The organism is Brevundimonas sp. (assembly GCF_035998205.1).
Lineage (GTDB): Bacteria > Pseudomonadota > Alphaproteobacteria > Caulobacterales > Caulobacteraceae > Brevundimonas.
The window spans coordinates 823,154-847,727 of the sequence record NZ_DASYHT010000006.1; the positions used below are offsets into that span (position 1 = coordinate 823,154).

Genomic DNA, 24,574 nt, shown 5'->3' on the forward strand with positions numbered 1-24,574 from the left:
CTTGCCGAAAGTCCGCCCATGTCCCCCGTTTCCCCCCTCAAGCAAATCTGGCCCGAGGCCGCCGAAATGACGCCCGAGCAGATGGCGCTGGCCGCCCTGCGCCAGGAGATCGATGCGATCGATGACGCCCTGCTGGACCTGTTCCTGCAGCGTCTGTCCCTGGCGTCCCGTGTCGGCCAGGCCAAGGATGCGCCGGCCGGCCCGCACACCAAGCTGCGTCCCGACCGCGAACAGGCCGTGCTGTCGCGGATGCTCGGTCAGGCCACCCCGGACACCGCCGAGGCCGTCGAGGCCCTGTGGCGCGAGATCGTCGGCTGGGGCCTGAACCGTCAGGGCCGGCTGCAGGTGCAGGTCTGGGCCCCGACCGATCCGACGAAGGCCTGGGACGGGGCCCGCCTGCGTTTCGGCCGCGCCGCCGACCTGCGCCTCGTCCATGACCCGGACGCCGCCCTGCGCTTCGCCGCCGACGGCCACGGCGTGGCGGTGCTGGGCCTCAACGGCGACTCCGCCTGGTGGACCGCCCTGCGTCGCGAGTGGTCGAGCCTGTCGGTGTTCGACGGCTTCGGCGGGGACATCCCGACCTCGCTGGCGGTGGCCAAGATCGATCCGGCGGCGCTGCCGAAGGGCCGGCGCGTGGTGGTCTCGGCCGGCGGCGACGCCGGGATCGGCTCGGGGGCCCGTCGCTGGGGTCTCGCCACCCACCACGGCTGGACGCTGTCGCTGACCGACGCCGACCTCGCCCCGGGCGAAATCGAGGGGTGCGTCGGCGCGATCGGCTGACCTTTCGCGACCTGCCGCGTTAAGTCGGGGCAGGCAGCGAAGAGGAACAGGCATGGGCATGCTGGTGGACGGCGTCTGGACGGACGCCTGGTACGACACTTCGAAGACCGGCGGCCGGTTCGTCCGCAGCGAGAGCGCCTTCCGTGGCGCGATCGGACCGGACACCGGCCACCCTGCCGAGCCGGGCCGGTATCACCTCTATGTCTCGCTGGCCTGCCCCTGGGCGCACCGGACCCTGGTGATGCGTGCGCTGAAGGGCCTCGACCACATCAGCGTCTCGGTGGTGCACTGGCGCATGCGCGAGCACGGGTGGACTTTCGCCGACGGCCCCGGCGTGGTTCCGGACCCGATCCACGGAGCCGACTATCTGCATCAGGTCTATACGGCGGCGGACCCGGCCTACACCGGGCGGGTTACGGTGCCGGTGCTGTGGGATCGCGTTGCGGGAACGATCGTCAGCAATGAGTCCGCCGACATCCTGCGGCTCCTCAACAGCGGCTTCGATGAGGCCGGCGCCCGGGCCGGCGACTACTATCCCGAAGATCTTCGCGCCGGGATCGATGCGGTGAACGCCCGCGTCTATGACACCGTCAACAACGGGGTCTACAAGGCCGGTTTCGCCACGACCCAGGCCGCCTATGAGGAGGCGGTGGTTCCGCTGTTCGAGACCCTGGACTGGCTGGAGGCGAGGCTGGCGGACCGGCCGTGGCTGACCGGCGACCGTCTCACCGAGGCGGACATCCGCCTGTGGACGACCCTGATCCGGTTCGATCCGGTCTATCACGGCCACTTCAAGTGCAACCTGCGCCGGCTGGTCGACTATCCGGCCCTGCGAGCCTTCACGCGCCGCCTTTACGAGCTTGAGGGCGTCGCCGGGACCGTCAATCTCGAGCACATCAAGCGGCACTATTACGAGAGCCACGAGGGCATCAATCCGACCGGCGTGGTGCCGCTGGGGCCGGCGACGCCGTTCTAGACCGGCAGATTGTCGATCAGCCGCGTCCGGCCGAGCCAGGCGGCGGCGAGAATGCGCGCCGGGGCGTTGATGCGGTCCCCGGCGAAGGGCGCGAGGTCGTCTGCGCGCCGGATCGCCACATAGTCGACCGGGCCGAAACCGGCGGCTTCGAGGTCGCGGACCGCCTGCCCCTCGGCGTTCGCCACGGAGCCCGCGCGCGCGGAAGCGCCGGCCTCGCGCAGCACGACATTCAGGCGGCGCGCGGTCTCCAGCTCGGCGGGGGAGAGGTAGGCGTTGCGGCTGGACAGGGCGAGGCCGCGGGCGTCGCGCGCCGTCGGGCTGCCGACGATTTCCGTCGGGATGTCGAGATCCCGCGCCAGACGCCGCACGACCAGCAGCTGCTGGTAGTCCTTCTCGCCGAAGACGGCGACGTCGGCCTGGACCTGGTTGAGCAGCTTGGCGACCACCACGGCCACCCCGCCGAAGAAGTGCGGCCGGAAGTCGGTCTCCAGCCCGGCCGAGGGGCCGCCCACCTCCACCCGGGTGACGAAGCCCTCCGGATACATGACCGTCGGGGTCGGGGCGAACAGCAGATGGCACCCGGCCCCGGCCAGCAGCTCGGCGTCGCGCGCCTCCTGCCGTGGATAACGGTCGAGGTCCTCGTGCGGGGCGAACTGGGTCGGATTGACGAAGACGCTGGCCACGACGCGATCCGCCCGGGTCAGGGCGTCGCGCACGAGGCCGAGGTGGCCGTCATGCAGGGCCCCCATGGTCGGCACGAAGCCGACCTTCAGCCCGGCGGCGCGCCAGGTGCTGACCTGCGCCCGCAACGGCTCGACCGCCCGGGCGATCGGCAGGGGGCCGGACGTCTCGACCTCGGACATGGTGAACCCGTTAACCGTGCGACTTAAGCGTGTTCCTCAACGGGACCCTAAAGGCCCCGCGATAGGTTGGCGCTTATGACCCCAGGCGTTCGACTTCGTAAAGCGGTGATCGTCCTCCCCCTGCTGGCCGTGGCCGGCTGTGGCGGCATGGAGCCCGAGCAGGGCCGGTTCGAAAGCCTCGCCCGCATGGTCGCGGCCGTCGAGGTGCCTTCCCGGGGTGGCGAGACCCCTGTCCGGACCAGCGCGGAGGCCGGGCTGCGGCCCGCCGTCCGCGTCGAGGTGGTGGAGCCGCACGAGCTCTGGGACGCCCGCGACGCGGGTCTGCGCGGGGCCATCGAGGCGGCCGCGCCGGCGCTCGTCGAAGCCGCCGCGCCTGCCGTGCAGGCCGCCGCTGTCGCGACCGTCCAGCAAGCGGTCGACCAGACGCTGAGCCGTCCGCGGGCGGCGCCGGAGCCCGCGCCCGCGGCCCCGGCGCGGGCGGCCGCCAGCCTCGCTACTATCCAGCTCGGGGCCTTCTCGAGCGCAACGGCGGCCCGGTCCGCCTGGGCCGAGGTGGCGCGCGGTCCGGCGGCCAGCCTCACGGCCGGGCTGGAGCCGATCTTCTCCACCGTTCAGGTCAACGACCGCACCTTCACCCGTCTGCGGGTCCGTCTGCCGGCCGAACAGGCGGCGCGGCTGTGCCAGCTTGCGGATGTGGCGGATCCCTGGTGCCGCAGCGCGGCCTGAGGTCGCCGGCCGGCGCTTAACCTCTCGTTGACGAACGGCGGCGGCTCCCCGAGTCTGCCCTCCCATGCATGTCGCTGAGTCGGCGTGCGTCCCGTTCGGAGAGGTTCATGGCCGAGCCCTTGGTCATCGTCATCGGCAACGAGAAGGGGGGGGCGGGCAAGTCCACCCTCGCCATCCACGTCGCCACCGGCTTCCTGCACGCCGGCCGCCGCGTGGCGATCATCGACCTCGACCTGCGGCAGCGCTCCCTGTCGCGCTTCTTCGCCAACCGCGCCGCCTGGACGGCGGCCAACGGCGTGCGCCTGCCCATGCCATTCGAGGCCGACATCGGCGACGGGGCGGCCCTCGCCAAGGCCGAGCCCGCGCTGCAGCTGGCCGCCTTCGAGGCTGCCATGGCCGCCTCGCGCGACGCCGAGGTGATCCTGATCGACACCCCCGGCGGCGACACCCCGACCTCGCGCGCCGCCCACGCCCTGGCGGACCAGATCATTACCCCGATGAACGACAGCTTCGTCGACTTCGACCTGCTGGGCCAGGTCGATCCGGTGACGCTCGACCTCAAGGCGCCGTCGATCTACGCCCTCAGCGTCTGGGAGGCGCGCAAGGAGCGGGCCCTCAAGGCCGGCCGCCACGCCACCATCGACTGGCTGGTGGTCACCAACCGCCTCGCCGTGGCGGAAGCCCGCAACCGCCGCCGTCTCGAGGCGCGGATGGAGAAGCTGGCCAAGCGCGTCGGCTTCCGCATCGGCCCGGGCCTGCGCGACCGCGTGATCTATCGCGAGCTGTTCCCGTTCGGACTGACGGTGGCCGACCTGTCGGCCGAGGTGCGGCCGGTGGCGGTGTCGCTGGCCCACGTTGCGGCGCGGCAGGAGCTGCGCAATCTGATGCAGGCCATGGGCGTCGACGGGCTGGACCTCGACAAGGCGGCGTGAGCCCGATCCTTCTCCTGTTGCCGCTGGCGGCTCTGGCCATTTGGGCGCTGGTACGGCTGGGCCGCCAGACCGAAGGGCCCCGGCGCGGCCAGTGGCGGGTGACCGCCACCCTGCTGGCCGCGGCCCTGATCGGCGGCGGCGTGATCGCGCTGGCCCGCGGCGGCTTCGTGCTCGGGCCGCTGTTGATCGCCGTGGGCCTCTATCTGACCTTGCAGTCGCGCGACCGGCCCGCAGGCCCGCGCGAACCGGGCCTGTCCGTCGAAGAGGCGCGCGCTCTGCTGGGCGTCTCCGCCGACGCTGACGCCGCGGCCATCCAGGCCGCGTGGCGTCGTCTGATGGCCCGGGCCCATCCCGACCAGGGCGGCACCGAGGGCCTGGCCGCGCGCCTCAATGCGGCGCGCGACCGGCTGTTGAGAAAGTAGTCAGCGCGGTTCGAACACGCCGCAGGCGATGCGCGGTCCAGCCCCGCCGATCGGCTGGCTGACGTGGTCGTCGGGATTGGCGTGGACCACGAAGGAAAAGCCGTCCTCGTCCATCAGGTCCTGGCCTTGGGCGCTGGTTTGCGCGCCGGAGGCGTAGACCTCGGCCATCGCCGTGCCGTCGGCCGCGGCGTAGACGTTCTGCAGGTCGCCCAGCTCCGGGCCGCCATTCATGTTCAGCAGGCCGTGGGCCCGGTCCATCGAGGCGTGGTCCACATGGCCGCCGGCCGAGGTGAATCCGGGCCCATCGCACACGCCGGTGGTGTGCAGGTGCACGCCGTGCCAGCCGGCCGGCCAGTTGCGCCCCTCGACCCGGAACAGCAGGCCGAGCGGGCCGCGCCATGCGGTCACCGTGCCCGCGTCCGTCCCGTCGGCGGTGCGCAGCTGCGCCACGGCGACCGGAGCCGGCGGGGTGGTCGCTTCCTGGGCGATGGCCGCAGCCGGCAGGGCCAGGGCGACGGTTGAGGCGGCGGCGATGAAGGCGGTCCGGGTCATGCGGAAACTCCTTGTCCTGACGGGGTCCAAACGGCCGCGGCGCTTGGCGCGCCGGGCCCCTGAATGCTAGAAAACCGAACCGCGGACACCGTTCCGATTCCAGGCGCAACAGAGCCGAAGTTCCCTTGACCGACAACACCCATAATCCCGCCGGTGCGGGCGCTGACGGCGACGTTTCCGTCATCGCCATCGAAGACGAGCTGAGGCGCTCCTACCTCGACTACGCCATGAGCGTGATCGTCAGTCGCGCTCTGCCGGACGCCCGCGACGGCCTCAAGCCGGTGCATCGTCGCATCCTGTACTCGATGCACGACCTGAACATGACGCCGGAGCGCGCCTATTCGAAGTGCGCCCGCGTGGTCGGCGACGTGCTGGGCCGCTTCCACCCCCACGGCGACGCCTCGGTCTACATGGCGCTGGTGCGCATGGCCCAGCCGTTCTCGATGGGGCTGATGCTGGTCGACGGCCAGGGCAACTTCGGCTCGGTCGACGGCGATATGCCGGCCTCGATGCGTTACACCGAGGCGCGGATGGCGACGGCGGCCACCGCGCTTCTGGCCGACATCGACAAGGACACGGTCGACTTCCAGCCGAACTATGACGGCAAGGAGCTGGAGCCGGTCGTCCTGCCCAGCCGCATCCCCAACCTGCTGGTCAACGGCGCCGGCGGCATCGCCGTCGGCATGGCCACCAACATCCCGCCGCATAACCTCGGCGAGGTGATCGACGGCTGCGTCGCCCTGCTGGACGATCCGGAGATCGCCGAGGACGCCCTGCTCGAGCTGGTGCCCGGGCCGGACTTCCCGACCGGCGGCGAGATCATGGGCCGCACCGGGGCGCGCAACGCCCTGCGCGACGGCCGCGGCTCGGTCATCGTGCGCGGCAAGGCGGCGATCGAAGAGATCCGCAAGGATCGCGACGCCATCGTCATCACCGAGCTGCCCTATCAGGTGAACAAGCAGCAGCTGATCGAACGCATCGCCGAGATGGTGCGCGAGAAGCGGCTCGAGGGCATCGCCGACGTCCGCGACGAGTCCGACCGTCAGGGCATGCGCATCGTGATTGAGCTGAAGCGCGAGGCCTCGGGCGACGTCATCCTCAACCAGCTGTACCGCTTCACGGCGCTGCAGAGCTCGTTCGGCGTCAACATGCTGGCGCTGGACCGCGGCCGGCCGGAGCAGATGGGCCTGCGTCGCCTGCTCGAGGTGTTCCTCGAGCACCGCGAGGAGGTGGTCGTCCGCCGCATCAAGTTCGAGCTGAACAAGGCCCGCGACCGCGGCCATGTGCTGGTCGGTCTCGCCGTGGCCGTGGCCAACATCGACGAGGTCATCCACATCATCCGCTCTTCGGCCGATCCCGCCGAGGCGCGCGAGCGCCTGCAGGCCAAGCCCTGGCCGGTCGGCGACATGATGCCTCTCGTCGAGCTGATCGCCGACCCGCGGAGCGTGGTCGTCGAGGGCGACAAGATCCGCCTGACCGACGAGCAGGCCCGCGCCATCCTGGCCCTGACCCTCAGCCGCCTGACCGGCCTCGGCCGCGACGAGATCATGGGCGAGGCCCGCGATCTGGCCGGCGTCATCCAGGGGCACCTGAACCTGCTGTCCGACCGCGCCAACATCCTGGCGGTGATCCGCGAGGACCTGCTGGCGGTGAAGGCCGAGTTCGCGGTGGCGCGTCGCACGATCATCGGCGAGGGCGACGCCGAGATGGAGGACGAGGACCTGATCCCGCGTGAGGACATGGTCGTCACCGTCACCCACTCCGGCTACGTCAAGCGCACCGCGCTGGCCGCCTACCGGACCCAGCATCGCGGCGGCAAGGGCAAGTCCGGCATGTCGATGAAGGACGAGGACGCCATTGTCGGCGTGTTCTCGGCCTCGACCCACACGCCGGTGCTGTTCTTCGCCACCAACGGCAAGGCCTACAAGCTCAAGACCTGGCGGCTGCCGCTGGGCGCGCCGACCTCGCGCGGCAAGGCCTTCGTCAACCTGCTGCCGATCGAGCCGGGCGACTCGATCATGAACGTCCTGCCGCTGCCGGAGGACGAGGCGGCCTGGGGCGACTACGACATCATGTTCGCCACGCGCTCCGGTGACGTGCGGCGGAACAAGCTGAGCGACTTCGCCACGGTCAACCGCGCCGGCAAGATCGCCATGAAGCTGGAGGACGGGGACACCATGGTCGGCGTCGCCCTGTGCACCGGCGAGGACGACATCCTGCTGACCACGGCGCTGGGCCGGGCCATCCGCTTCAAGGCCGACGACGTGCGCGTGTTCAAGGGCCGCGACTCCACCGGCGTGCGCGGCATCCGCCTGCAGGACGGCGATGAGGTCATCTCCATGGCCGTGCTCGGCCGGGTCGATGCGACGCCGGACGAGCGGGCCGCCTATGTCCGCCACGCCAACGCCATGCGCCGCGCCGCCGGCGACGAGACCGACGAGACGCCGGTCGAGGCTGACGACGAGGCGACCGGCGACGCGGTCCTGCCGGTCGAGCGCATCGCCGAACTGGGCGCCGCCGAGCAGTTCATCCTGACCGTGACCGAGACCGGATTTGGCAAGCGCTCCTCCGCCTACGAGTACCGGCGCACCGGCCGGGGCGGGCAGGGGCTGACCGCCCACGGCCTCGGCGGCCGCGCCGGGACCCGACTCGCCGCCGCCTTCCCGGTGGCGGACTCGGACGACCTGCTGCTGGTCACGTCCGGCGGCCAGATGATCCGCACCCCGGTCGACCAGGTCCGCGTCGTGGGCCGCGCCAGCCAGGGCGTCACCATCTTCCGCACCGCCGACGGCGAGAAGGTTGTCTCCGTCGAGCGCCTGCCCGAGAGCGGCGGCGGGGACGAGGCCGAAGGTGGCGAGGAGGGTTAAGCTCCGTCGTCGCGCATCTCCTCCCCACGCAGTGGGGAGGGGGACCGCCGAAGGCGGTGGAGGGGCGTACGTCGGAGGCCTGGCCCCTCCGTCCCGTCGCTGCGCGCCGGGCCACCTCCCCATTCGCTGCGCGAACAGGGAGGAGAGCGACCGGTGACGCGTGACCTCTACATCGACGGCCACCCCGCCGCGCCGGACGACCTCGCCCACATGGCGCTGGCCAACTATGGGGCCTACACCTCCTTCCGGGTCGAGGACGGCGGGGTGCGTGGGCTGGATCACCACCTCGTCCGTCTGGCCCGGCAGGCCGAGGCGCTGTTCGGTGAAGCCCCGGCAGAGGCCCGGTTTCGCGCCCTGATGCAGCAGGCGCTCGGCGCGCGGCGTGACGCCTGGCTGCGCATCAGCCTGTTCTCGCGTCACATCACCCATCGCGACGCCAGCTGGGTCGGCGCGCCCAGCGTCATGGTCGTGGTCGCCGATCCCCCGGCGCCGTTGGCGGGCCCCCTGCGCCTGCAGGTGCAGACCTATGCGCGCGAGGCGCCCGAGCTGAAGCACACCGCCACCTTCGGCCTGATGCGCGCCCGGCGGGCGGCGAAGGCGGCGGGGGTCGACGACGCCCTGTTCGCGGACAGGGGCGGGATCATTTCCGAAGGCAGCCTCTGGAACATCGGTTTCCTGTCCGGCGACACGTTGGTCTGGCCGCAGGCGCCGATGCTGGCGGGCGTGGCGCAGGCGCTGGTGGACGCGGGGCTTACGGGTGTCGGCCTCCGATCGGAGACCCGGCCGGTGCGCCTGGCCGACCTCGACAGCTTCGACGGCGCCTTCATCTGCAACAGCGCCACGCCGGCCTGTCCGGTCAGCGCGATCGACTCGACGGTCTATGCGATTGATCCCGCCCGGCTCGACCGGCTGGCGGCGGCCTACGCTGCCGCCGACCCGCAGCCGATCCTCGGCTCCGTCTAGGCCGAGGCGCCCCCGGATGCTAAGCCAGACCGCAGACGGGGAGGTCGCCGTGACGCGTATCGGACTGTATCCGGGCACCTTTGACCCGGTCACCAACGGTCATATGGACATCATCGGCCGGGCGGTGAAGCTGGTCGACCGGCTGGTCATCGGCGTGGCCGAGAACGACGCCAAGGGGCCGCTGTTCACCACCGCCGAGCGGGTCGAGATGCTGCAGGCCGAGGTGGCGGGCATCGACGCCGACATCGTGGTCCGGCCGTTCGACACCCTGCTGATGCACTTCGCCGAATCGCTCGACGCCAATGTGATCGTGCGCGGGCTGCGCGCCGTGGCGGACTTCGAGTACGAGTTCCAGATGACGGCGATGAACCAGCGCCTCAACGACCGGATCGAGACGGTCTTCCTGATGGCCGATCCGCGCCACCAGGCGATCGCCAGCCGTCTGGTCAAGGAGATCGCCCGGCTGGACGGCAGGATCGACAGTTTCGTCAGCCCGACGATCGCGGCGCGGGTGCGGGAAAAGGTGGGAGTGACTTCATGACGCTTAAGGCCCTGGCCGGAATGGCGATGCTGGCGGCGAGCCTCGCCTGCGCAGGCGGTGCGGCGGCCCAGGAGGCCTGGCGTGACGTGGCCCCGGAGAACATCTGGGTGCTCGACACCAGCAAGGGGCGGGTCATTGTCGCCCTCGCCCCCGAAGTCGCCCCGCGCCACGTCGAACGCATCCGCACCCTGACCGCCCGCGGCTTCTATGATGGACTCGGGTTCCACCGCGTCATCCCCGGTTTCATGGCCCAGGGCGGCGACCCGGAAGGCACCGGGGCCGGCGGCAGCGACCTGCCGGATGTGCCCGGGGAGTTCACCTTCCGGCGCGGCCGCGAGGCGGGGTTCACGCCGCTGGAGGTCCGCCCCGGCCAGCCCCTGTCGGGCATTGTCGGCCTGATGCCGGTGGTGACCCAGCCGGACGCGCAGATGATGGTCACGGCCGACTTCCGCGTGCCGGCCACGGCGCGCTTCTGCCCCGGCGTGCTGGGGATGGCCCGCAGCAACGCGCCGGACAGCGCCAACAGCCAGTTCTTCCTGATGACCGCCGCCAATCCGGGGCTCGACGGCGACTACACCGCGCTGGGCCGCGTGGTTCAGGGGCTCGACGTGGTGTCGGCCTTCAAGCCGGGCGACCCGGCCCAGGACGGGGCCGTCACCGCCGATCCTGACCGCATCGTCCGCGCCCGCATGGCCTCGGACATGCCGGCCGCCGAGCGTCCATCGGTGCGCATCCCGGCGCCCGGCGCGCCGGCGCTTGTCGCGGCCACGGCGGCCGCCCGCGACGTCTGCAATGTCGTGGTGCCCGTCGAGGTCGCCGGAGGCGCGCAGTGATGCTCTCCGGTCTTCTGCTGGCCGCCGGACTCGCCCTCCAGACCCCGTCCCCCGCGCCTGCCGACCAGGCCCAGCCCCCGGCGGGCGAGTGGCGGACGGTGGCGGCGGACAACCTGCTGGTCATCGACACCTCTCAGGGGCGGGTGCTGGTCGAACTGGCCCCGGCCATCGCGCCCCTGCACGTCGAGCGCATCCGCCTGCTGGCCGGGCGCGGTTTCTATGACGGGCTCAACTTCCACCGGGTGATCGAGGGCTTCATGGCCCAGACCGGCGATCCGCTGGGCACCGGCGACGGCCAGAGCCCGTTCCCCGACCTGACCGCCGAATTCACCTTCCGCCGCGGCCCCGAGATGGACTTCGTCGCGGTCAGCGCGCCGCAGGGCCAGCAGTATGGCTTCATCGGCAGCCTGCCGGTCGCCACCCAGCCCGACGCCCTGATGGGCCGCACCGCCGATGGGCGCGTCCACGGCTGGGGCGTCTATTGCCCGGGCGTGGCCGGCATGGCGCGCGGCGAGGCCAATGACAGCGCCAACAGCCAGTTCTTCCTGATGAGGGACGCCTATCCGTCGCTGGACAAGCGCTACACGGTCTGGGGCCGGGTGGTGTCGGGTCTCGAGATTGTGCGCCAGATCAAGGTGGGGGAGGGGGCCGGCGGCATGGTCCCGGCGCCCGCCGACCGCATGACCCGCGTGCGGGTGGCGGCCGATCTGCCCGACGGAGAACGCCCGACCGTTCGGGTGGCGGACACCCGGGGGGCGGCCTTCCGGGCCCGGCTGGATCAGGTGCGCGCCGAGCGCGGGGCCGACTTCTCGATCTGCGATCTCGACCTGCCGGTTCAGGTCGAGGGCTGAGCCCGACGCCGGCGACGACGGGGCCGGCGCGGCCGCTTCATCGCCTCCAGGAGCAGACCCTCGCGCAGGCCGCGGTCCGCGACGCGCACCCGCTCGCTGGGCCAGCCGCGCTGGACCGCATCGAGGATGGCCGCTCCGGCCAGCACCAGATCGGCCCGGTCGGGACCGATGCAGGGGTCGGCGGCGCGGCCGACCCGTCCCATATCACGCAGCTTCAGGGTTGCCGCGTCGCACTCGGCCCGGGTCATCCACAGCCCGTCGACCCGGTCGCGGTTGTAGCGCGGCAGGCGCAGGTGAATGCCGGCGAGACTGGTGATGGCCCCGGAGGTGCCGACCAGATGGGCGACCCCGCGCTCGAACAGCGGCCGCAGCGCCGTCGCTTCGGGGGGCGCCGTCAGGGCCGCCGCCATCTCGTCGACCATGGCGGCGTACCAGGCGGCGGCGTCGCCATCGTCCGGTTCGGGCAGCCGCTCCGCCAGGCTGACCACGCCCAGGGGGGCCGAAATCCAGGCCACGGTGGTGAAGCCCTGCGCCTCGCGCTTCAGCCACGACACCTCGGTGGAGCCGCCGCCGACGTCGATCACCACCACCGCCTCGGCGGTCGGGTCGAACAGGGTGGCGCAGCCGGTGACTGACAGGCGCGCCTCCTCCGCCGGATCGATGACGCGCAGTTTCAGGCCCGTGCCGGCGGCGACGCGGGCGACGAATTCCGCGCCGTTCTCGGCGGCGCGGCAGGCCTGGGTGGCGACGGCGCTCAGGCGCTCGGCCGGGATCTGGCGCCGCGCCAGCCGCTCGGCGCAGATGGCCAGGGCGTCATAGGCCCGGTCCATGGCCGCGGCGTCCAGGCGACCGGTGCGCGACAGCCCTTCGCCCAGCCGCACGATGCGGCTGAACGAATCGACCACGCGAAACCCGTCGCGGGCCGGTCGGGCCACCAGCAGGCGGCAGTTGTTGGTCCCCAGGTCGAGCGCGGCGTGCAGCGGCGGCGGCTCGCGGCCGGACGGGGACCTGACGTCGCGCCCGGCGGGCGCGCCGGGGCGCTCCGGCATTCGATGGTCTTTCTCGGGGGCGACCGTCGGGGCCGCCGTTCCCCCTCAGCCTAGAGCCCTCCCGGCCAGGTTCAAGCCCGTCCGGCGTCCCTTGATCGGACCGGTGCGCGCCAGCGCAGCCCGAACAGGGGCCGGAGCGGCGCAATGCGGCGGATGACCTCGTAGCCGAGAAAGGCGCCGCCAAACGTCACGACTACCAGCACCAGCGCCTCCACGCCCAGCGGCAGGGCAAGGCCCGGCAGGTAGTAGCCGGCTACCACCGTGATGGTCTGATGCAGGATGTAGAGCGGGAACACGGCGGGGGTGAGATAGCGCAGGACCGGATGATCGAACGTCAGATGGCGCGCGCCGAATCCGAGGATCGCGGCCATGGCGCCCCACTGGACCGCCGCATAGGCGAAGCGCATGCCGATGCGGAGCGGGGCCGGAGGGGAGCCCTCGAGCAGGGGGCCCGACGTAAGGCCCCACGGCAGGCCGTCCCAGGCGGCGAGATAGCCGCGCCAGGCCAGCCAGGCCCCGAGCGCGATGGCGAGCGCGACCCAGCGATAGCGAATGAAGGCCCGCCGGATAGCGTCGGACGTCGCCGTCAGGAACCCGAACAGGAACAGCGGGACATAGACGCTGTGCAGGTACCAGTCGTCGACCAGCGCATGGGACCTGTCGAACACCGGGTACAGCTGGCGCGCGAGGCCCAGTCCCACGATCGGGGCGATCAGCAGCCACGGGGTCGACAGCGGGCGTTCCAGCGCGCGGCCCAGCGCCTCCAGAGGCCGCCGTCCCACAGCCAGCAGGACCGCAAGCAGCAGGCTGTAGACCCAGAGATAGGCCACGAACCAAAGGTGGTTCCAGGTCGGGGTGATGATGTCCCAGGCATGCTCGCCGGAAAGATACAGGGCGTAGAACCTGGGCAGGCTCTCGGCCAGCTCGGGCGTGTAGTAGAGCACCTGATAGAAGGTCTGCGGCGGCACGATCACCAGCATGCCGAACACCAGCGGCACGAACAGCCGCTGGGTCCGGCTGGCGGCGAATCCGCCGGCGCTGCGCAGGCCCGGGGCGTCACGGCCCACGAGAAACCGCGTCGCACAGCCCGCGATCAGGAACAGGAGCCCCAGCCGCCACGGGCTCGACAGACTCATCACCAGCTCGATGCCCTCGATCGGACGGGGGCTGGAGGTGTGCCAGTCGTCGGCCTCGTAGAAGACCCCGACATGGTAGAAGATCAGTAGAAAGAAGGCCCCGACGCGGATCCAGTCGAGGTCATGGCGGCGAGGTGCACGAGCGTCCGTCGCGGTTTCGGGGGGCGGGGTCGGAAGCATGGCGGACCAGGGTGTCGACAGGGAGGTCTCCCCGCTGCCGTATCCCCGGCAGGTCCGCCCAGTCCTGTGGGGCAGGCGGCGCGATCCCGGGGGCGAGCGGCCCGGCTACATGCCGGGCAACCGCCTCGAATGGGCGCGGCTGGTCGGTTGGGTCGCGCTCGGCGTCTGTCTCTTCGCCGTGGTCGGGGCCCTGACGACCCTGTCGGATCGGCCGGAGGTGGAGCCGTGGAAGGCCTGGACCTGGGCGCTGACCAGCGCCGCCACGGCGCTGCCCTGCACCTTCATCTGTCTGTATGCGGTGCGCCACGCCTCGCCGGCGGAGTGGGGCTGGCCGCGCGCTGCAGTCCTGCACGCCGTGGCGGCGCTCGCCTATACCGTCCTGCACGTCGGCGGCTTCGTGCTGCTGCGAAAGCTGGTCTACGCCGTCATGGGCGACAGCTACGGGGCCGGCCCGCTGCTGGAGGAGTTCCCCTACGAGCTGCGCAAGGACCTTCTGACCTACGGCGCCCTCGTCACCCTGTTCTGGCTGGCGGGTGAGCGGCAGCGTCGGATCCGGCCTTCTGCGCCGCCGGCGAGCTTCGAGATTCGGGACGGCGCGCGGCGGTTACGCGTGCCCGTTAGCGACATCGTCGCCGTCACCGCGGCGGGCAACTATGTGGAGTTCCGGCTGGCGGACGGACGGCGGCCCCTGATGCGCGCCACCCTCGCCAGCATCGAGGCGGCTCTTGGCGCGCAGGGTCTGATCCGGGTGCACCGCGCCTGGGTGATTCATCCCGCCCGGGTCACGGCCTTCTCACCTGACGGGTCGGGCGACTGGACCGTGGAACTCGGCGACCTGGCGGTGCCCCTGTCGCGGCGCTTTCCCGAGGCCCTGGCGATCCTCCGCGCCGGCCCCGTCGCGGAGACGAACCTGACCCGGAGCTGAACGTCGCAGTTGGCGTCCGGGTCAGGGGGCGGCGCGTAGACAGGGGTATGACCCAGACCCGATCCGCCCGCTTCGCGCTCGGCCAGGTCGTGCGGGAGCGCGACGAGGCCTTTATCGGCGTCGTCCTCGACGTCGACCCCCGCTACGACGGCCCGGCGCTCGAAACCGGGAGCGTCCGCGCCGACCAGCCCTTCTATCGCGTCCTGACCATCGGCCCGGATGGCAGCTTCATCGTCTACGCCGCCGAGGAGGCGCTGGAGCGCCATGCGGCCGGGGCGCTGTCGGCGGACGACGAGGCGCGCTGGTTCACCATCGACGCCGCCGGCCGTCATGCCCCACGCGACCAGGTGATCCACTAGCCCCGCTTGGCCGGGGGGCCGCTGCTGCCTAGGATAGGGTCAGAGGAGCAGGCCATGTCCGATTTCGAGCACGTCTTCGAAACCCCTCCGCCCGGCGCGGCGGCCGACTGGACCATTCCGCAGGACTGGCGGCTGTACACCGAGGTCGAGCACCGCACCTGGGACACCCTGTACGCCCGGCAGATGGCGATTCTGCCGGGCCGCGCCTGCGACGCCTACATGCGCGGGCTGGAGGCCCTGCCGCTGGACGGCGGCATTCCCGACCTCGCCCTGCTCAACGAGAAGCTCCACGCCCTGACCGGCTGGACCGTGGTGTGCGTGCCGGGGCTGGTGCCGGACGAGGTGTTCTTCGACCACCTCGCCCACCGGCGATTCCCCTCGGGCCAGTTCATCCGCAAGCCGGACCAGCTGGACTATCTGCAGGAGCCGGACATCTTCCACGATGTCTTCGGCCATGTGCCGATGCTCACCGACCCGGACTTCGCCGCCTATATGGAGGCCTATGGCAAGGGCGGGCAGCGGGCGGCGGCGCTGGGCATGCTGGCCAATCTGGCGCGGCTGTACTGGTACACGGTCGAGTTCGGCCTGATGCAGGAGGCCGGGGGCCTGCGCATCTACGGCGCCGGCATCGTCTCCTCGGCGACCGAAAGCATGTTCAGCCTCGAGGACCCGTCGCCGAACCGGCTCGGCTTCGACCTCGAGCGGGTGATGAAGACCCTCTACCGCATCGACGACTTCCAGCAGGTCTACTTCGTCATCGACTCGCTGGAGCAGCTGAAGCGCGACACGCTGCAGGACTTCGGGCCGATCTACGCGCGGCTGCAGGGGGCGGAGACGATCGCCATCGACGCCATCCTGCCGGAAGACCGCGTGTTCACCCGCGGCACCCAGGCCTATGCCTTGAAGGGCGGGCGGCACGCGGCCTGAGGCGCGGCGGCCCGACCGTCGAAACGCCATTCCACCAACGAAAACGGGCGCGACCCTGAAGGTCGCGCCCGTCGTCATTCCAGCCTGTCGGCCGCTTACTTCAGGAGGTCGTAGCGGTCGAGGTTCATGACCTTGGTCCAGGCCCTGGCGAAGTCGCGCACGAACTTCTTCTGGGCGTCGGCGGAGGCGTAGACCTCGGCCAGGGCGCGCAGCTGCGAGTTGGAGCCGAAGATCAGGTCCACGCGGGTGCCGGTCCACTTCAGGGCGCCGGTGACGCGGTCGTGGGCCTCGAACACCTCCTCGGTCTCGTCCGTGGCCTTCCACACCGTGTCCATGTCCAGCAGGTTGACGAAGAAGTCGTTCGTCAGCTTGCCGGGGGTGGCGGTGAAGACGCCGTGCTTGCTACCGCCGTGGTTGGCGCCCAGGGCTCGCAGGCCGCCGACCAGCACGGTCATTTCCGGCGCGGTCAGGGTCAGCAGCTGGGCGCGGTCGACCAGCAGCTCTTCCGGCGTCATCTTGAAGCGCTTGCCCTGGTAGTTGCGGAAGCCGTCAACCTGCGGCTCCAGCACGGCGAAGCTCTCGACGTCGGTCTGGGCCTGGCTGGCGTCGGTGCGGCCCGGGGTGAACACGACCTCGACCGGATGGCCGGCGTCGATGGCGGCCTTCTCCACCGCGGCGGTGCCGCCGAGCACGACCAGGTCGGCGATCGAGACCTTCTTGCCGCCGGTGGCCGAGGCGTTGAACTCGGCCTGGATGCCTTCCAGCACGTTCAGGACCCTGGCCAGCACCTGGGGCTCATGCGCCGCCCAGTCCTTCTGCGGAGCCAGGCGGATGCGGCCGCCGTTGGCGCCGCCGCGCTTGTCCGAGCCGCGGAAGGTCGACGCCGCCGACCAGGCCGTGCTGACCAGCTCGGCCACGCTCAGACCCGAGGCGAGGATCTTGCCCTTGAGGGCGTCGATGTCGCCGGCGTCGATAGTGGCGTAGTCGGCCGCCGGGATCGGATCCTGCCACAGCAGGATCTCGCTCGGGACTTCCTCGCCGAGGTAGCGGCTGACCGGGCCGAGGTCGCGGTGGGTCAGCTTGAACCAGGCGCGGGCGAAGGCGTCGGCGAACTGGTCCGGGTTCTGGTGGAAGCGACGCGAGATCGCTTCGTAGGCCGGGTCCATGCGCAGCGCCATGTCGGCGGTGGTCATGATCGGGGCGCTGGCCTTGCCGCCCTCGTGGCTCGGGGGGACCAGCGTCTGGGCCGCCGGATCCTTCGGTTGCCACTGGTGGGCGCCGGCGGGGCTCTTCACGAGCTCCCACTCATGCCCGAGCAGCATGTCGAAGTAGCCCATGTCCCACTTGGTCGGGTTCGGGGTCCAGGCGCCCTCGATGCCCGAGGTGATGGTGTGGGCGCCCATGCCGGTCTCGTGGGTCGAGTGCCAGCCGAGGCCCTGGGCGGCGATGTCCGCGCCTTCCGGCTCGGGGCCGATCAGGCGGGCGTCGCCCGCGCCGTGGCACTTGCCGAAGGTGTGGCCGCCGGCGACGAGGGCGACGGTTTCCTCGTCGTTCATCGCCATGCGGGCGAAGGTGTCGCGGATGTCGCGCGCCGAGGCGAGCGGGTCCGGCACCCCGTCCGGGCCTTCCGGGTTGACGTAGATCAGGCCCATCTGCACCGCGGCCAGCGGGTTCTCGAGGTCGCGTTCACCCGAGTAGCGGCTGGACGCATGCTTGCTGTCCGCCAGCCACGCGTCCTCGGCGCCCCAGTAGATGTCCTCTTCCGGCTCCCACACGTCCTCGCGGCCGCCGGCGAAGCCGAAGGTCTTGAAGCCCATGGATTCCAGGGCGACGTTGCCCGTCAGGATCATCAGGTCGGCCCACGAGATACGGTTGCCGTACTTCTGCTTGATCGGCCACAGCAGGCGGCGGGCCTTGTCGAGGTTGGTGTTGTCCGGCCAGCTGTTCAGCGGGGCGAAGCGCAGGGTGCCCGACTCCGAGCCGCCGCGGCCGTCCGCGGTGCGATAGGTGCCGGCGCTGTGCCAGGCCATGCGGATGAAGAACCCGCCGTAGTGACCCCAGTCGGCCGGCCACCAGGGCTTGCTGTCGGTCATCAGGGCGGTCAGGTCGGCCTTCAGCGCCTTGAGGTCCAGCTTGCGGAACTCGTCGCGGTAGTTGAACTCCTTGCCCATCGGATTGCCGGGCTCGGCGTTCTGGTGAAGCACCTTGATGTTGAGGGCGTTCGGCCACCAGTCGCGGTTGGTCCGCGCGCGCCGGAAGGGGGGCTTGGTCGGCGCACCCGCGCCGGTCACCGGGCAACCGCCGCCCGTCTTGCTGTCGCTTCCGTCCATCTCGCTCTCCTGTGGGTTTCTGGCCAGGGGCGAGCGCGAACGCGGCTGCCCCTTTCGCTACTGAGGCCACCCTAGCAAGCGCGGGCGATAGGGTAAAACTCAATATTCAAGTTTTCCCCATAAGAAATACCTATGCGAGGGCCGCTGCAGGGTCCCGCTGGAAGGGGTAGAATCCCGAGCCCAGGCCCAGCAGGCCGGTGAGGTCGTCCAGCGCCCCGCGCGTCTCCTCCAGCAGCGCCGGATCGGCCAGATCCGCAGCGGTCAGGGTGTCGCGGTAGTGGCGGTCGGCCCAGGCGTCGAGCCGGGTATGCAGCTCCGGCGTCAGGCGCATGGCGGGGTTGGCCGCCGCCAGCTCGGCCTCGGTCATCACCACCCGCAGGCGCAGGCAGGCCGGACCGCCGCCGTTGCGCATGGACTGGCGCACATCGACGAACTCGACCCGGCCGATCGGGCCGTTGGAGGCGACCAGCCGCTCGGTCACGGCGCGGCTGCGCGGGTTTTCCTGCGTCTCCGTCGGGCAGACCAGGGTCAGGCGCGACTCGCCCGGAACCTGGATCAGCATGGAGTTGAACAGATAGCTGGAGATGGCGTCGGCGAGCGGCAGGTCCTCGGCGGACACCTCGACGAACAGCGGCTCGAACAGACCATCGGCGGCGGCGCGGATGTCGGCCTTGACCGTGTCCGTGTCCTCGAACGCGAGCTCATGGAAGAACAGGGTGTCCAGCGCGCCGACGCAGACCACGTCGTTGTGGAAGGTGCCGCCGGCGATCGCCGCCTTGCCCTGGCGGGCCAGCACCGGCCGGCCCGCGCCATGACGGCGGACGATGGCCTCGCAGGCCTCGCGCGTCTGGCGGGCGGGGTAGGGGCCGTCCCACGGCTCCCAGGCCTCGCGGCCCCAGACCAGCAGGTTGACGCCGGGCTCCCCGTGGGCGGCGCAGAGCCGCACATGGTTGGCGGCGCCTTCATCCGCGAGGTGCGCCACGGGGGGCAGGGCCTCATGCACGGCGAACCGCCGGGGATCGGGGAACAGGGCCTGCAGCGCCCGGCGCGTCTGGGCGTGCTCCAGCGAGCGGTGCAGGTTTGTCACGAGGTTGGCCGGGGTGAAGTGCAGCCGGCCGTCGGCGGCGTCGGCCGAGGGGGTCACGGTCGCGGCGTTGGCGGCCCACATGGGCGAGGCCGAGCAGGCGGCGGCGGCGAACGACAGCGCCTCCTTCCAGGCGCGGGCCAGCACCTCGCCGTCGGTCCCGGCGAAGCCCAGCGACCGCAGGAAGGGAATGTTCGGCCGCTCGTGCGGCGGCAGGATGAACTGCGGCAGGCCGAGATCGTGCAGCCGGCGCATCTTCTGCAGCCCCTGCTTCACCGCCGCCCGCGGGTTCGACGCCTCGCCCTTGTTCAGGCTGGAGGCGAGGTTGCCCGGCGACAGGCCGGCATAGGAGTGCGTCGGCCCGATCAGGCCGTCGGCGTTGGCTTCGATGGCAGTACTCATGAGCCCTCCCCCTCAAGGGGGGAGGGTTGGGAGGGGGTGTATCCCTGCCCCTCGAAAGGCTTGCGCGCGAGGCGCGACGCCTCCTTCGCCCCATCCTGATCCGCTGCGGCTACACCCCATCCCCTGACCCCTTCCCCCTCGAGGGGAAGGGGGACTCTGGCGCGGATGGTTTCAGCGATCTCGAATATCACCCTCTCAAGGTCGCCCGGGATCCTGCGGCTGTCGATCCGCATGACTCGGTAGCCTTCAGCCTGCAGCCAGGCATCACGCTCGACATCCCGCAGCGCCACGTCGGTGCGCGAATGAACGCCGCCATCGACCTCCATAACCAGTCGGGCTCGAAGGCAGACGAAGTCGACGATGTAGGGGCCTATCGGAGCCTGCCGTCGAATCCGGACCGGGCAATCGCGGAGCGCCTGCCAGAGGCGCGCCTCGGTCCAGGTCGGCTCTGCCCTGAGGCGTCTTGCACGGCTTCGGGTCCTCGCGGCGACCGGTTTGTCCCGCTCAAAGGGGGGCGCGGCCATCATGCCCTCAACCCCTTGATCTCGCCCTCGATGCTGCGAACGGCGTCGGCCTCGAAGCTGGCCACGGGATAGGCGCAGTAGTCGGCGGCATAGTACGCCGAGGGCCGGTGGTTGCCGCTGGCGCCGAGGCCGCCGAAGGGCATGTCGCCGGCGGCGCCGGTGGTCGGCCGGTTGAAGTTGACCACGCCAGCGCGGATGCGGCGGACGAAGCGGTCCCAGTTGGCCGGATCATCGCTGACCAGCCCGGCCGAGAGGCCGTAGCGGGTGGCGTTGGCGGCGGCGATGGCCGCCTCGAAGCTCGGGACCCGCGTCACCTGCAGGAAGGGGGCGAACATCTCCTCATCGGGGACGTCCACGCCCGTCACGTCGATCACGGCCGGCCTGACGAAGGCGCCCGGAAGGTTGCCGACCGGGCCCGAGGCGCGGATCACCCGGGCCCCGGCGTCGATGCGCTGCTGCAGGGCGGCCAGCGCGGCGCTGGCGGCCTTCTCCGAGATCAGCGGCCCGGCGTAGGGCTCCGGATCCGAGGTCCAGGGGGCGAAGACCAGCCGGTCGGACAGGGCGGCGACCGCCTCGACGATGGCGTCGCCCTGCGGCCCCTCGGGCACGATCAGCCGGCGGGCGCAGGAGCAGCGCTGGCCCGTGGTGATGAAGGCCGACTGGACGACGATCCCCGCCACGGCTTCGGCGTCCGCCGCGTCCCAGACCACCAGCGGGTTGTTGCCGCCCAGCTCAAGCGCCAGGATGACGTGCGGGTCGTCGGCGAACTTGCGGCGGAAGTGGGCCCCGGCCGCGCCGGAGCCGGTGAACATCAGGGCGTCGATGGGCTGATCGAGCAGCGCCGCCCCGACCTCGCGGCCGCCCTGCACCACATTGACCACGCCGTTCGGCAGGTCGGCCTCGGCGAAGGCCTCGGCCATCAGGGCGCCAACCGCCGGCGTCTCCTCCGACGGTTTGAACACCACCGTGTCGCCGGCCAGCAGGGCCGGGACGATGTGGCCGTTCGGCAGATGGCCCGGAAAGTTGAACGGGCCGAGCACCGTCGCGACGCCGTGGGGCCGATGGCGCAGCACCGCACGGCCGAAGCCGGTCTCGGACGTGCGCTCGCCGGTGCGCTCATCGTAGGCGCGGATCGAGATGTCGACCTTGCCGACCATGGCGGCGACCTCGGTCTTCGTCTCCCACAGCGGCTTGCCCGTCTCGTTGGCGATGGTCTCGGCCAGACGGTCGGCGTTGGCCTTGAGCACGGTCTGGTAGCGCTTCACCGCGTCGATCCGGTCCTGCCGCGCGCGATCCGCCCAGTCCGGGAAGGCGGCGCGAGCGGCGGCGGCGGCGGCGGCGACCTCGGCCGGGGTCGCCTCCGGGCCGGTCCAGACGACCTCGCCGGTGGCGGGATTGGTGGAGGTCAGTTGGGTCATCGCGCCCCTCCGGGCTTCAGGATTTCACCCGCACCCGATCGCCGGCGCGCACCTTGAGCGCCTCGGCGGTTTCGCGGGTCAGGACGGCGGTGGTGTCGGTGAGTTCGGCCTTCTGGCGCACCGCGCGGAAGCCGGAGACCGAAGTGGTAGAGATCAGGGACGGCAGCTCAGCCTCGACCCGGTCGCGAATCTCGACGGCCAGGACGCGGGCGTCGCGCACGGTGCGGATGTTGTCGCGCTCGCACGTGACGGTCGGCCCGGCGTCGAAGATGTCGACCAGGCCGTTGGGCCGGAAGCCCTCGCTTTCCAGCAGGGCCATGGCCGGCACGCCCTGGGGGTGGACCTTGCCGATCACCGCCCGCGCCGGCTCCGGCAGCAGCTGGACGTAGATCGGGTGTCGCGGCGCGAGGTCGAGGATGAACTGCTTGTCCGTCGACCCGGTCATCCGGTCGGCATCATCGAACTCCATCGGGAAGAACCGGTGCGCCACATGATCCCAGAAGGGGCAGGCGCCGTCGGGGGTGAAGACGCCGCGCAGTTCCGCCAGCACGGTCTCCCCGAACAGGTCCGGCTCGGCCCCGATCAGCATGTAGCGCGACTGGCTGAGCAGACGTCCCGCGCCGCCCTTGCGCCGGTCGGCCTTGAGGAACAGCGAGCCGACCTCGCTGAAGCCGGTGCACTCATTGACCAGCACAAGGGTCTGGTGATCCAGGCGCAGGTTGAGGGACGGCGACGACTGGGTGGTGTTGACCACGCGGAACGAGAAGAAGGGGCGGTCCAGCCCGACCGCGGCCTTGACCCCGCCGACGCCGTCGACGTCGCCGGTGTCGCTCTCCTCGAGCATCAGGGTGTACCAGCGCGCCGTCGGATCGATCGTCCCGCGGAAGCTGTCGCGGCTGAGGTCGAGCCGCTCGATCAGCTGGTCCGGATCTTCGGGCAGGCTGGTGAAGCCGGGACCGGACAGGATGGCCAGCTCGAGCAGGGAGTCGAGATCGTCAGGCCCGGCCGGGCGCACCACCAGCATCAGAGGCTCTCCAGCCGCAGCTGCTTGAGCTTCGCGGCGTCGATCTCGCCCGAGGCGACCTTGCACAGGATCAGCGTCGACAGCTGCGCCCGCTCGGCGAAGCTGTCCGGCCAGGCGAACTCCTGTTCCGAGTGGATCAGACCGCCGCGGACGCCGAGAGTGTCGATGTTGGGCAGGCCCGCGGCGTGCAGGTTGTTACCCTCGCACACGCCGCCGGACGGCGACCAGGCGATGGTCTGGCCCAGCAGGGCGCCCGTCTCGCGCACCGCCTCGAACAGGGCCGACTGGGCCGCGTCCATGGGCTTGGGCGGACGGGTGAAGCCGCCGTGCAGCTCGACGGTCAGGCCCTCAAACGGCGGCGTGGCGACGACCTCGGCGATGGCCGCGGAAATCCAGTCCGCGGCGGCGCGGTCCGGCACGCGCACGTTGAAGCGGACCACGGCATTGTCGGCGACGACGTTCAGCGCCCCGCCGCCCGAGATGCGGGCGACATTGACGGTGACCTCGTCGCGCTGGCCGTTCAGGGCGTGCAGGGCGGCGGCGATCATGGCCGCGCCGGCCACGGCGTTGCGGCCCTCGGCGAAGGCGCGCCCGGCGTGGGCGGCAACGCCGCGCACGACGATGTGGAAGTTGCCGCTGCCCTTGCGGGCCCCGGCCAGCCGGCCGTCGGCGAGCGCCGGCTCATAGGTCAGGCCCAGGTGGCCGCGGGCCCCGAGCTCGGCCAGCAGGGGCGCCGAGGCGGGCGAGCCGATCTCCTCGTCGGGCGACAGCAGGGCGGTCCAGCCCACGCCGGCCCGGTCGGGGTGGGTCTCGAAAGCTTCCAGCGCCCCGAGCAGGACCGAGATGCCGCCCTTCATGTCGGCGATGCCGGGACCGTTGAGCGCCCCGTCGGGCCGCGCGACGACCGTCTGGAAGGTGCTGTCCCGGGGATACACGGTGTCGTAGTGGCCGGTCAGGACGATCTGGATCGGCGCTTCGGGGCGGGCGCTGATCTTCAGCGCGTCCGGGCTGCGGCGCGGGATCAGGCTGCCGTCGTCGGCGACGGTGGAGAAGCCCTGGGTCGGGACGCGGCTGACCTCGGCCGGCAGGCGCGCGGCTTCAGTTTCCAGCAGGGCGAGGGTGGCCTCGAGGCCCTCCACATGATCGCTGCCGGAATTGACGTTCGACCAGCGCACGGCGCGGTCGATCAGGACTTCCGCCCCCCGCCCGACCAGGTCGAGGGCGGCATGATCCTGTTCGAGAATCCGCATGCCTCATCTCTAGCCGGGGCGGCGCCAAAGGTGAACCCCGGGGGCCGCGACCGACGGGTTCGCGGAGGGCTTGTGTAAGGGTTCCTTGTCATGTAAAGGACCTTTGTCATTCTCAGGGAGGTTGATGACATGTCCGGTCTCATCGCGGGGCTCAGCCCCGCCGCGAAAATCACCAACGAAGGGGAGGCGAAGGCGTCAGCCCGCGCCAGCGCCGTGTCGATCCTGCTCGGGGTCATCTGGGGCGGCATCACGCTCGCCTGGATGACCAGCCCCGAGGGGGCGGCCACGATGCAGCAGGCCATGGCGGCCTCGGCCACGCCGGAAACGGCGGCGATGATGGACGCCGCCGCGGGGGCCATGATCGGCCTGACGGCCTTCATCATCGGCCTGCAGCTGATCTTCGCCGGCATCCAGTGGTTCAAGCCGAACATCATCGTGCCGATCCTGTTCCTGCTGCTGGTCGCCTACGGCCTGCTCACCGGCCTGCTCGGCGTGGTCATGGCTGACCAGCTGGCGGCTCTGACGGGCCCGCAGCCGCAGATGCCGGGCTGGATCACCTACACCAACCTGGCGCTGCTGGTGATCCAGCTGCTGCTGCACATCTCCGGCATTCGCGGGGCCTCGGCGCTGTCGAAGTTCCGCCGCGAGGCGGCCTGAACC

Annotated in this window: 24 protein-coding genes; 14 read left to right on the plus strand and 10 right to left on the minus strand. The window is 71.2% G+C overall.

Features of this window, described 5'->3' with window-relative positions; translation table 11 throughout:
- Positions 1-18: 18 nt before the first annotated feature.
- Together VGN74_RS14135 and VGN74_RS14140 are read left to right on the plus strand one after the other, a co-directional pair.
- On the plus strand, positions 19-780 hold the full coding sequence (locus tag VGN74_RS14135) for a chorismate mutase (protein WP_327449298.1): 762 nt from the start codon (positions 19-21) through the stop codon (positions 778-780).
- 52 nt (positions 781-832) lie between these two features.
- Positions 833-1,756, plus strand: a complete 924-nt coding sequence (locus VGN74_RS14140; RefSeq protein WP_327449300.1) for a glutathione S-transferase family protein — start codon at positions 833-835, stop codon at positions 1,754-1,756.
- On the opposite strand, the gene panC is transcribed toward VGN74_RS14140, so the two are convergent.
- Positions 1,753-2,619: a pantoate--beta-alanine ligase gene (panC, locus tag VGN74_RS14145; RefSeq protein ID WP_327449303.1), complete on the minus strand. Its 867-nt coding sequence runs from the start codon at positions 2,617-2,619 to the stop codon at positions 1,753-1,755. The genes VGN74_RS14140 and panC overlap by 4 nt on opposite strands.
- Before the next feature lie 105 nt (positions 2,620-2,724).
- Here panC and VGN74_RS14150 point away from each other — a divergent pair, with 105 nt between their 5' ends.
- The 3 genes from VGN74_RS14150 to VGN74_RS14160 all read left to right on the plus strand — a co-directional run bounded on the left by VGN74_RS14150 (position 2,725) and on the right by VGN74_RS14160 (position 4,699).
- Positions 2,725-3,345 carry a hypothetical protein gene (locus tag VGN74_RS14150; protein WP_327449306.1) on the plus strand — a complete coding sequence of 207 codons (621 nt, stop codon included), beginning with the start codon at positions 2,725-2,727 and terminating at the stop codon, positions 3,343-3,345.
- Positions 3,346-3,452: 107 nt separating this feature from the next.
- On the plus strand, positions 3,453-4,277 hold the full coding sequence (locus tag VGN74_RS14155; protein WP_327449308.1) for a division plane positioning ATPase MipZ: 825 nt from the start codon (positions 3,453-3,455) through the stop codon (positions 4,275-4,277).
- Positions 4,274-4,699 (plus strand): molecular chaperone DnaJ, encoded by a 426-nt coding sequence (locus VGN74_RS14160; RefSeq protein WP_327449309.1) that lies wholly within the window; start codon positions 4,274-4,276, stop codon positions 4,697-4,699. Before VGN74_RS14155 ends, VGN74_RS14160 begins: the two co-directional genes overlap by 4 nt.
- Here VGN74_RS14160 and VGN74_RS14165 read toward each other — a convergent pair whose 3' ends face one another.
- The gene (locus VGN74_RS14165) at positions 4,700-5,251 is read right to left on the minus strand and encodes a superoxide dismutase family protein (RefSeq protein WP_327449311.1); all 552 of its coding nucleotides are present in this window, start codon (positions 5,249-5,251) and stop codon (positions 4,700-4,702) included.
- A 125-nt stretch (positions 5,252-5,376) separates the two neighbouring features.
- Here VGN74_RS14165 and gyrA point away from each other — a divergent pair, with 125 nt between their 5' ends.
- The 5 genes from gyrA (at position 5,377) to VGN74_RS14190 (ending at position 11,306) form a co-directional block, all read left to right on the plus strand.
- Complete coding sequence (gene gyrA, locus VGN74_RS14170; RefSeq protein ID WP_327449313.1) at positions 5,377-8,118, plus strand: DNA gyrase subunit A; 2,742 nt, start codon at positions 5,377-5,379, stop codon at positions 8,116-8,118.
- A 153-nt stretch (positions 8,119-8,271) separates the two neighbouring features.
- Entirely contained in the window at positions 8,272-9,081 is an 810-nt protein-coding gene (locus VGN74_RS14175; protein ID WP_327449315.1) for an aminotransferase class IV, read from the plus strand.
- 49 nt (positions 9,082-9,130) lie between these two features.
- Positions 9,131-9,622, plus strand: a complete 492-nt coding sequence (coaD, locus tag VGN74_RS14180) for a pantetheine-phosphate adenylyltransferase (RefSeq protein WP_327449317.1) — start codon at positions 9,131-9,133, stop codon at positions 9,620-9,622.
- Positions 9,619-10,455, plus strand: coding sequence for a peptidylprolyl isomerase (locus VGN74_RS14185; RefSeq protein ID WP_327449319.1), 837 nt, complete (start codon positions 9,619-9,621; stop codon positions 10,453-10,455). The genes coaD and VGN74_RS14185 overlap by 4 nt, the downstream gene beginning before the upstream one ends.
- The gene (locus tag VGN74_RS14190; protein WP_327449321.1) at positions 10,455-11,306 is read left to right on the plus strand and encodes a peptidylprolyl isomerase; all 852 of its coding nucleotides are present in this window, start codon (positions 10,455-10,457) and stop codon (positions 11,304-11,306) included. Before VGN74_RS14185 ends, VGN74_RS14190 begins: the two co-directional genes overlap by 1 nt.
- Here the strand turns inward: VGN74_RS14190 and VGN74_RS14195 are convergent.
- Together VGN74_RS14195 and VGN74_RS14200 are read right to left on the minus strand one after the other, a co-directional pair.
- Positions 11,291-12,355 carry a Ppx/GppA phosphatase family protein gene (locus tag VGN74_RS14195; protein WP_327449324.1) on the minus strand — a complete coding sequence of 355 codons (1,065 nt, stop codon included), beginning with the start codon at positions 12,353-12,355 and terminating at the stop codon, positions 11,291-11,293. The genes VGN74_RS14190 and VGN74_RS14195 overlap by 16 nt on opposite strands.
- Before the next feature lie 71 nt (positions 12,356-12,426).
- Positions 12,427-13,671, minus strand: a complete 1,245-nt coding sequence (locus tag VGN74_RS14200) for an acyltransferase family protein (protein ID WP_327449326.1) — start codon at positions 13,669-13,671, stop codon at positions 12,427-12,429.
- A gap of 109 nt (positions 13,672-13,780) precedes the next feature.
- On the opposite strand from VGN74_RS14200, the gene VGN74_RS14205 reads away from it, so the two are divergent.
- From VGN74_RS14205 to phhA, 3 genes are read left to right on the plus strand one after another with little or no spacing between them, the layout of a single operon-like run.
- Positions 13,781-14,596 carry a LytTR family DNA-binding domain-containing protein gene (locus VGN74_RS14205; protein WP_327449328.1) on the plus strand — a complete coding sequence of 272 codons (816 nt, stop codon included), beginning with the start codon at positions 13,781-13,783 and terminating at the stop codon, positions 14,594-14,596.
- Positions 14,597-14,643: 47 nt separating this feature from the next.
- A complete protein-coding gene (locus tag VGN74_RS14210) occupies positions 14,644-14,955 on the plus strand; it encodes a YccV family DNA-binding protein (protein WP_327449330.1) in 312 nt (103 codons plus the stop codon).
- Between the two features lie 54 nt (positions 14,956-15,009).
- Positions 15,010-15,882: a phenylalanine 4-monooxygenase gene (phhA, locus tag VGN74_RS14215; protein WP_327449332.1), complete on the plus strand. Its 873-nt coding sequence runs from the start codon at positions 15,010-15,012 to the stop codon at positions 15,880-15,882.
- A gap of 95 nt (positions 15,883-15,977) precedes the next feature.
- Here phhA and katG read toward each other — a convergent pair whose 3' ends face one another.
- From katG to VGN74_RS14245, 6 genes are all read right to left on the minus strand, one after another.
- Positions 15,978-18,212, minus strand: coding sequence for a catalase/peroxidase HPI (gene katG, locus VGN74_RS14220; protein WP_327449334.1), 2,235 nt, complete (start codon positions 18,210-18,212; stop codon positions 15,978-15,980).
- Between the two features lie 130 nt (positions 18,213-18,342).
- Positions 18,343-19,698: an N-succinylarginine dihydrolase gene (astB, locus tag VGN74_RS14225; protein WP_327449336.1), complete on the minus strand. Its 1,356-nt coding sequence runs from the start codon at positions 19,696-19,698 to the stop codon at positions 18,343-18,345.
- The gene (locus VGN74_RS14230) at positions 19,695-20,225 is read right to left on the minus strand and encodes an endonuclease domain-containing protein (protein WP_327449339.1); all 531 of its coding nucleotides are present in this window, start codon (positions 20,223-20,225) and stop codon (positions 19,695-19,697) included. The genes astB and VGN74_RS14230 overlap by 4 nt, the downstream gene beginning before the upstream one ends.
- Positions 20,222-21,640 (minus strand): succinylglutamate-semialdehyde dehydrogenase, encoded by a 1,419-nt coding sequence (astD, locus tag VGN74_RS14235; protein ID WP_327449341.1) that lies wholly within the window; start codon positions 21,638-21,640, stop codon positions 20,222-20,224. Before astD ends, VGN74_RS14230 begins: the two co-directional genes overlap by 4 nt.
- A gap of 16 nt (positions 21,641-21,656) precedes the next feature.
- Entirely contained in the window at positions 21,657-22,664 is a 1,008-nt protein-coding gene (locus tag VGN74_RS14240) for an arginine N-succinyltransferase (RefSeq protein ID WP_327449343.1), read from the minus strand.
- Positions 22,664-23,914 (minus strand): hydrolase, encoded by a 1,251-nt coding sequence (locus VGN74_RS14245; RefSeq protein WP_327449345.1) that lies wholly within the window; start codon positions 23,912-23,914, stop codon positions 22,664-22,666. The genes VGN74_RS14240 and VGN74_RS14245 overlap by 1 nt, the downstream gene beginning before the upstream one ends.
- A gap of 129 nt (positions 23,915-24,043) precedes the next feature.
- Between VGN74_RS14245 and VGN74_RS14250 the strand changes: the two genes are divergently transcribed.
- Positions 24,044-24,571, plus strand: coding sequence for a hypothetical protein (locus tag VGN74_RS14250; RefSeq protein WP_327449347.1), 528 nt, complete (start codon positions 24,044-24,046; stop codon positions 24,569-24,571).
- The last annotated feature ends 3 nt before the right edge of the window (positions 24,572-24,574 follow it).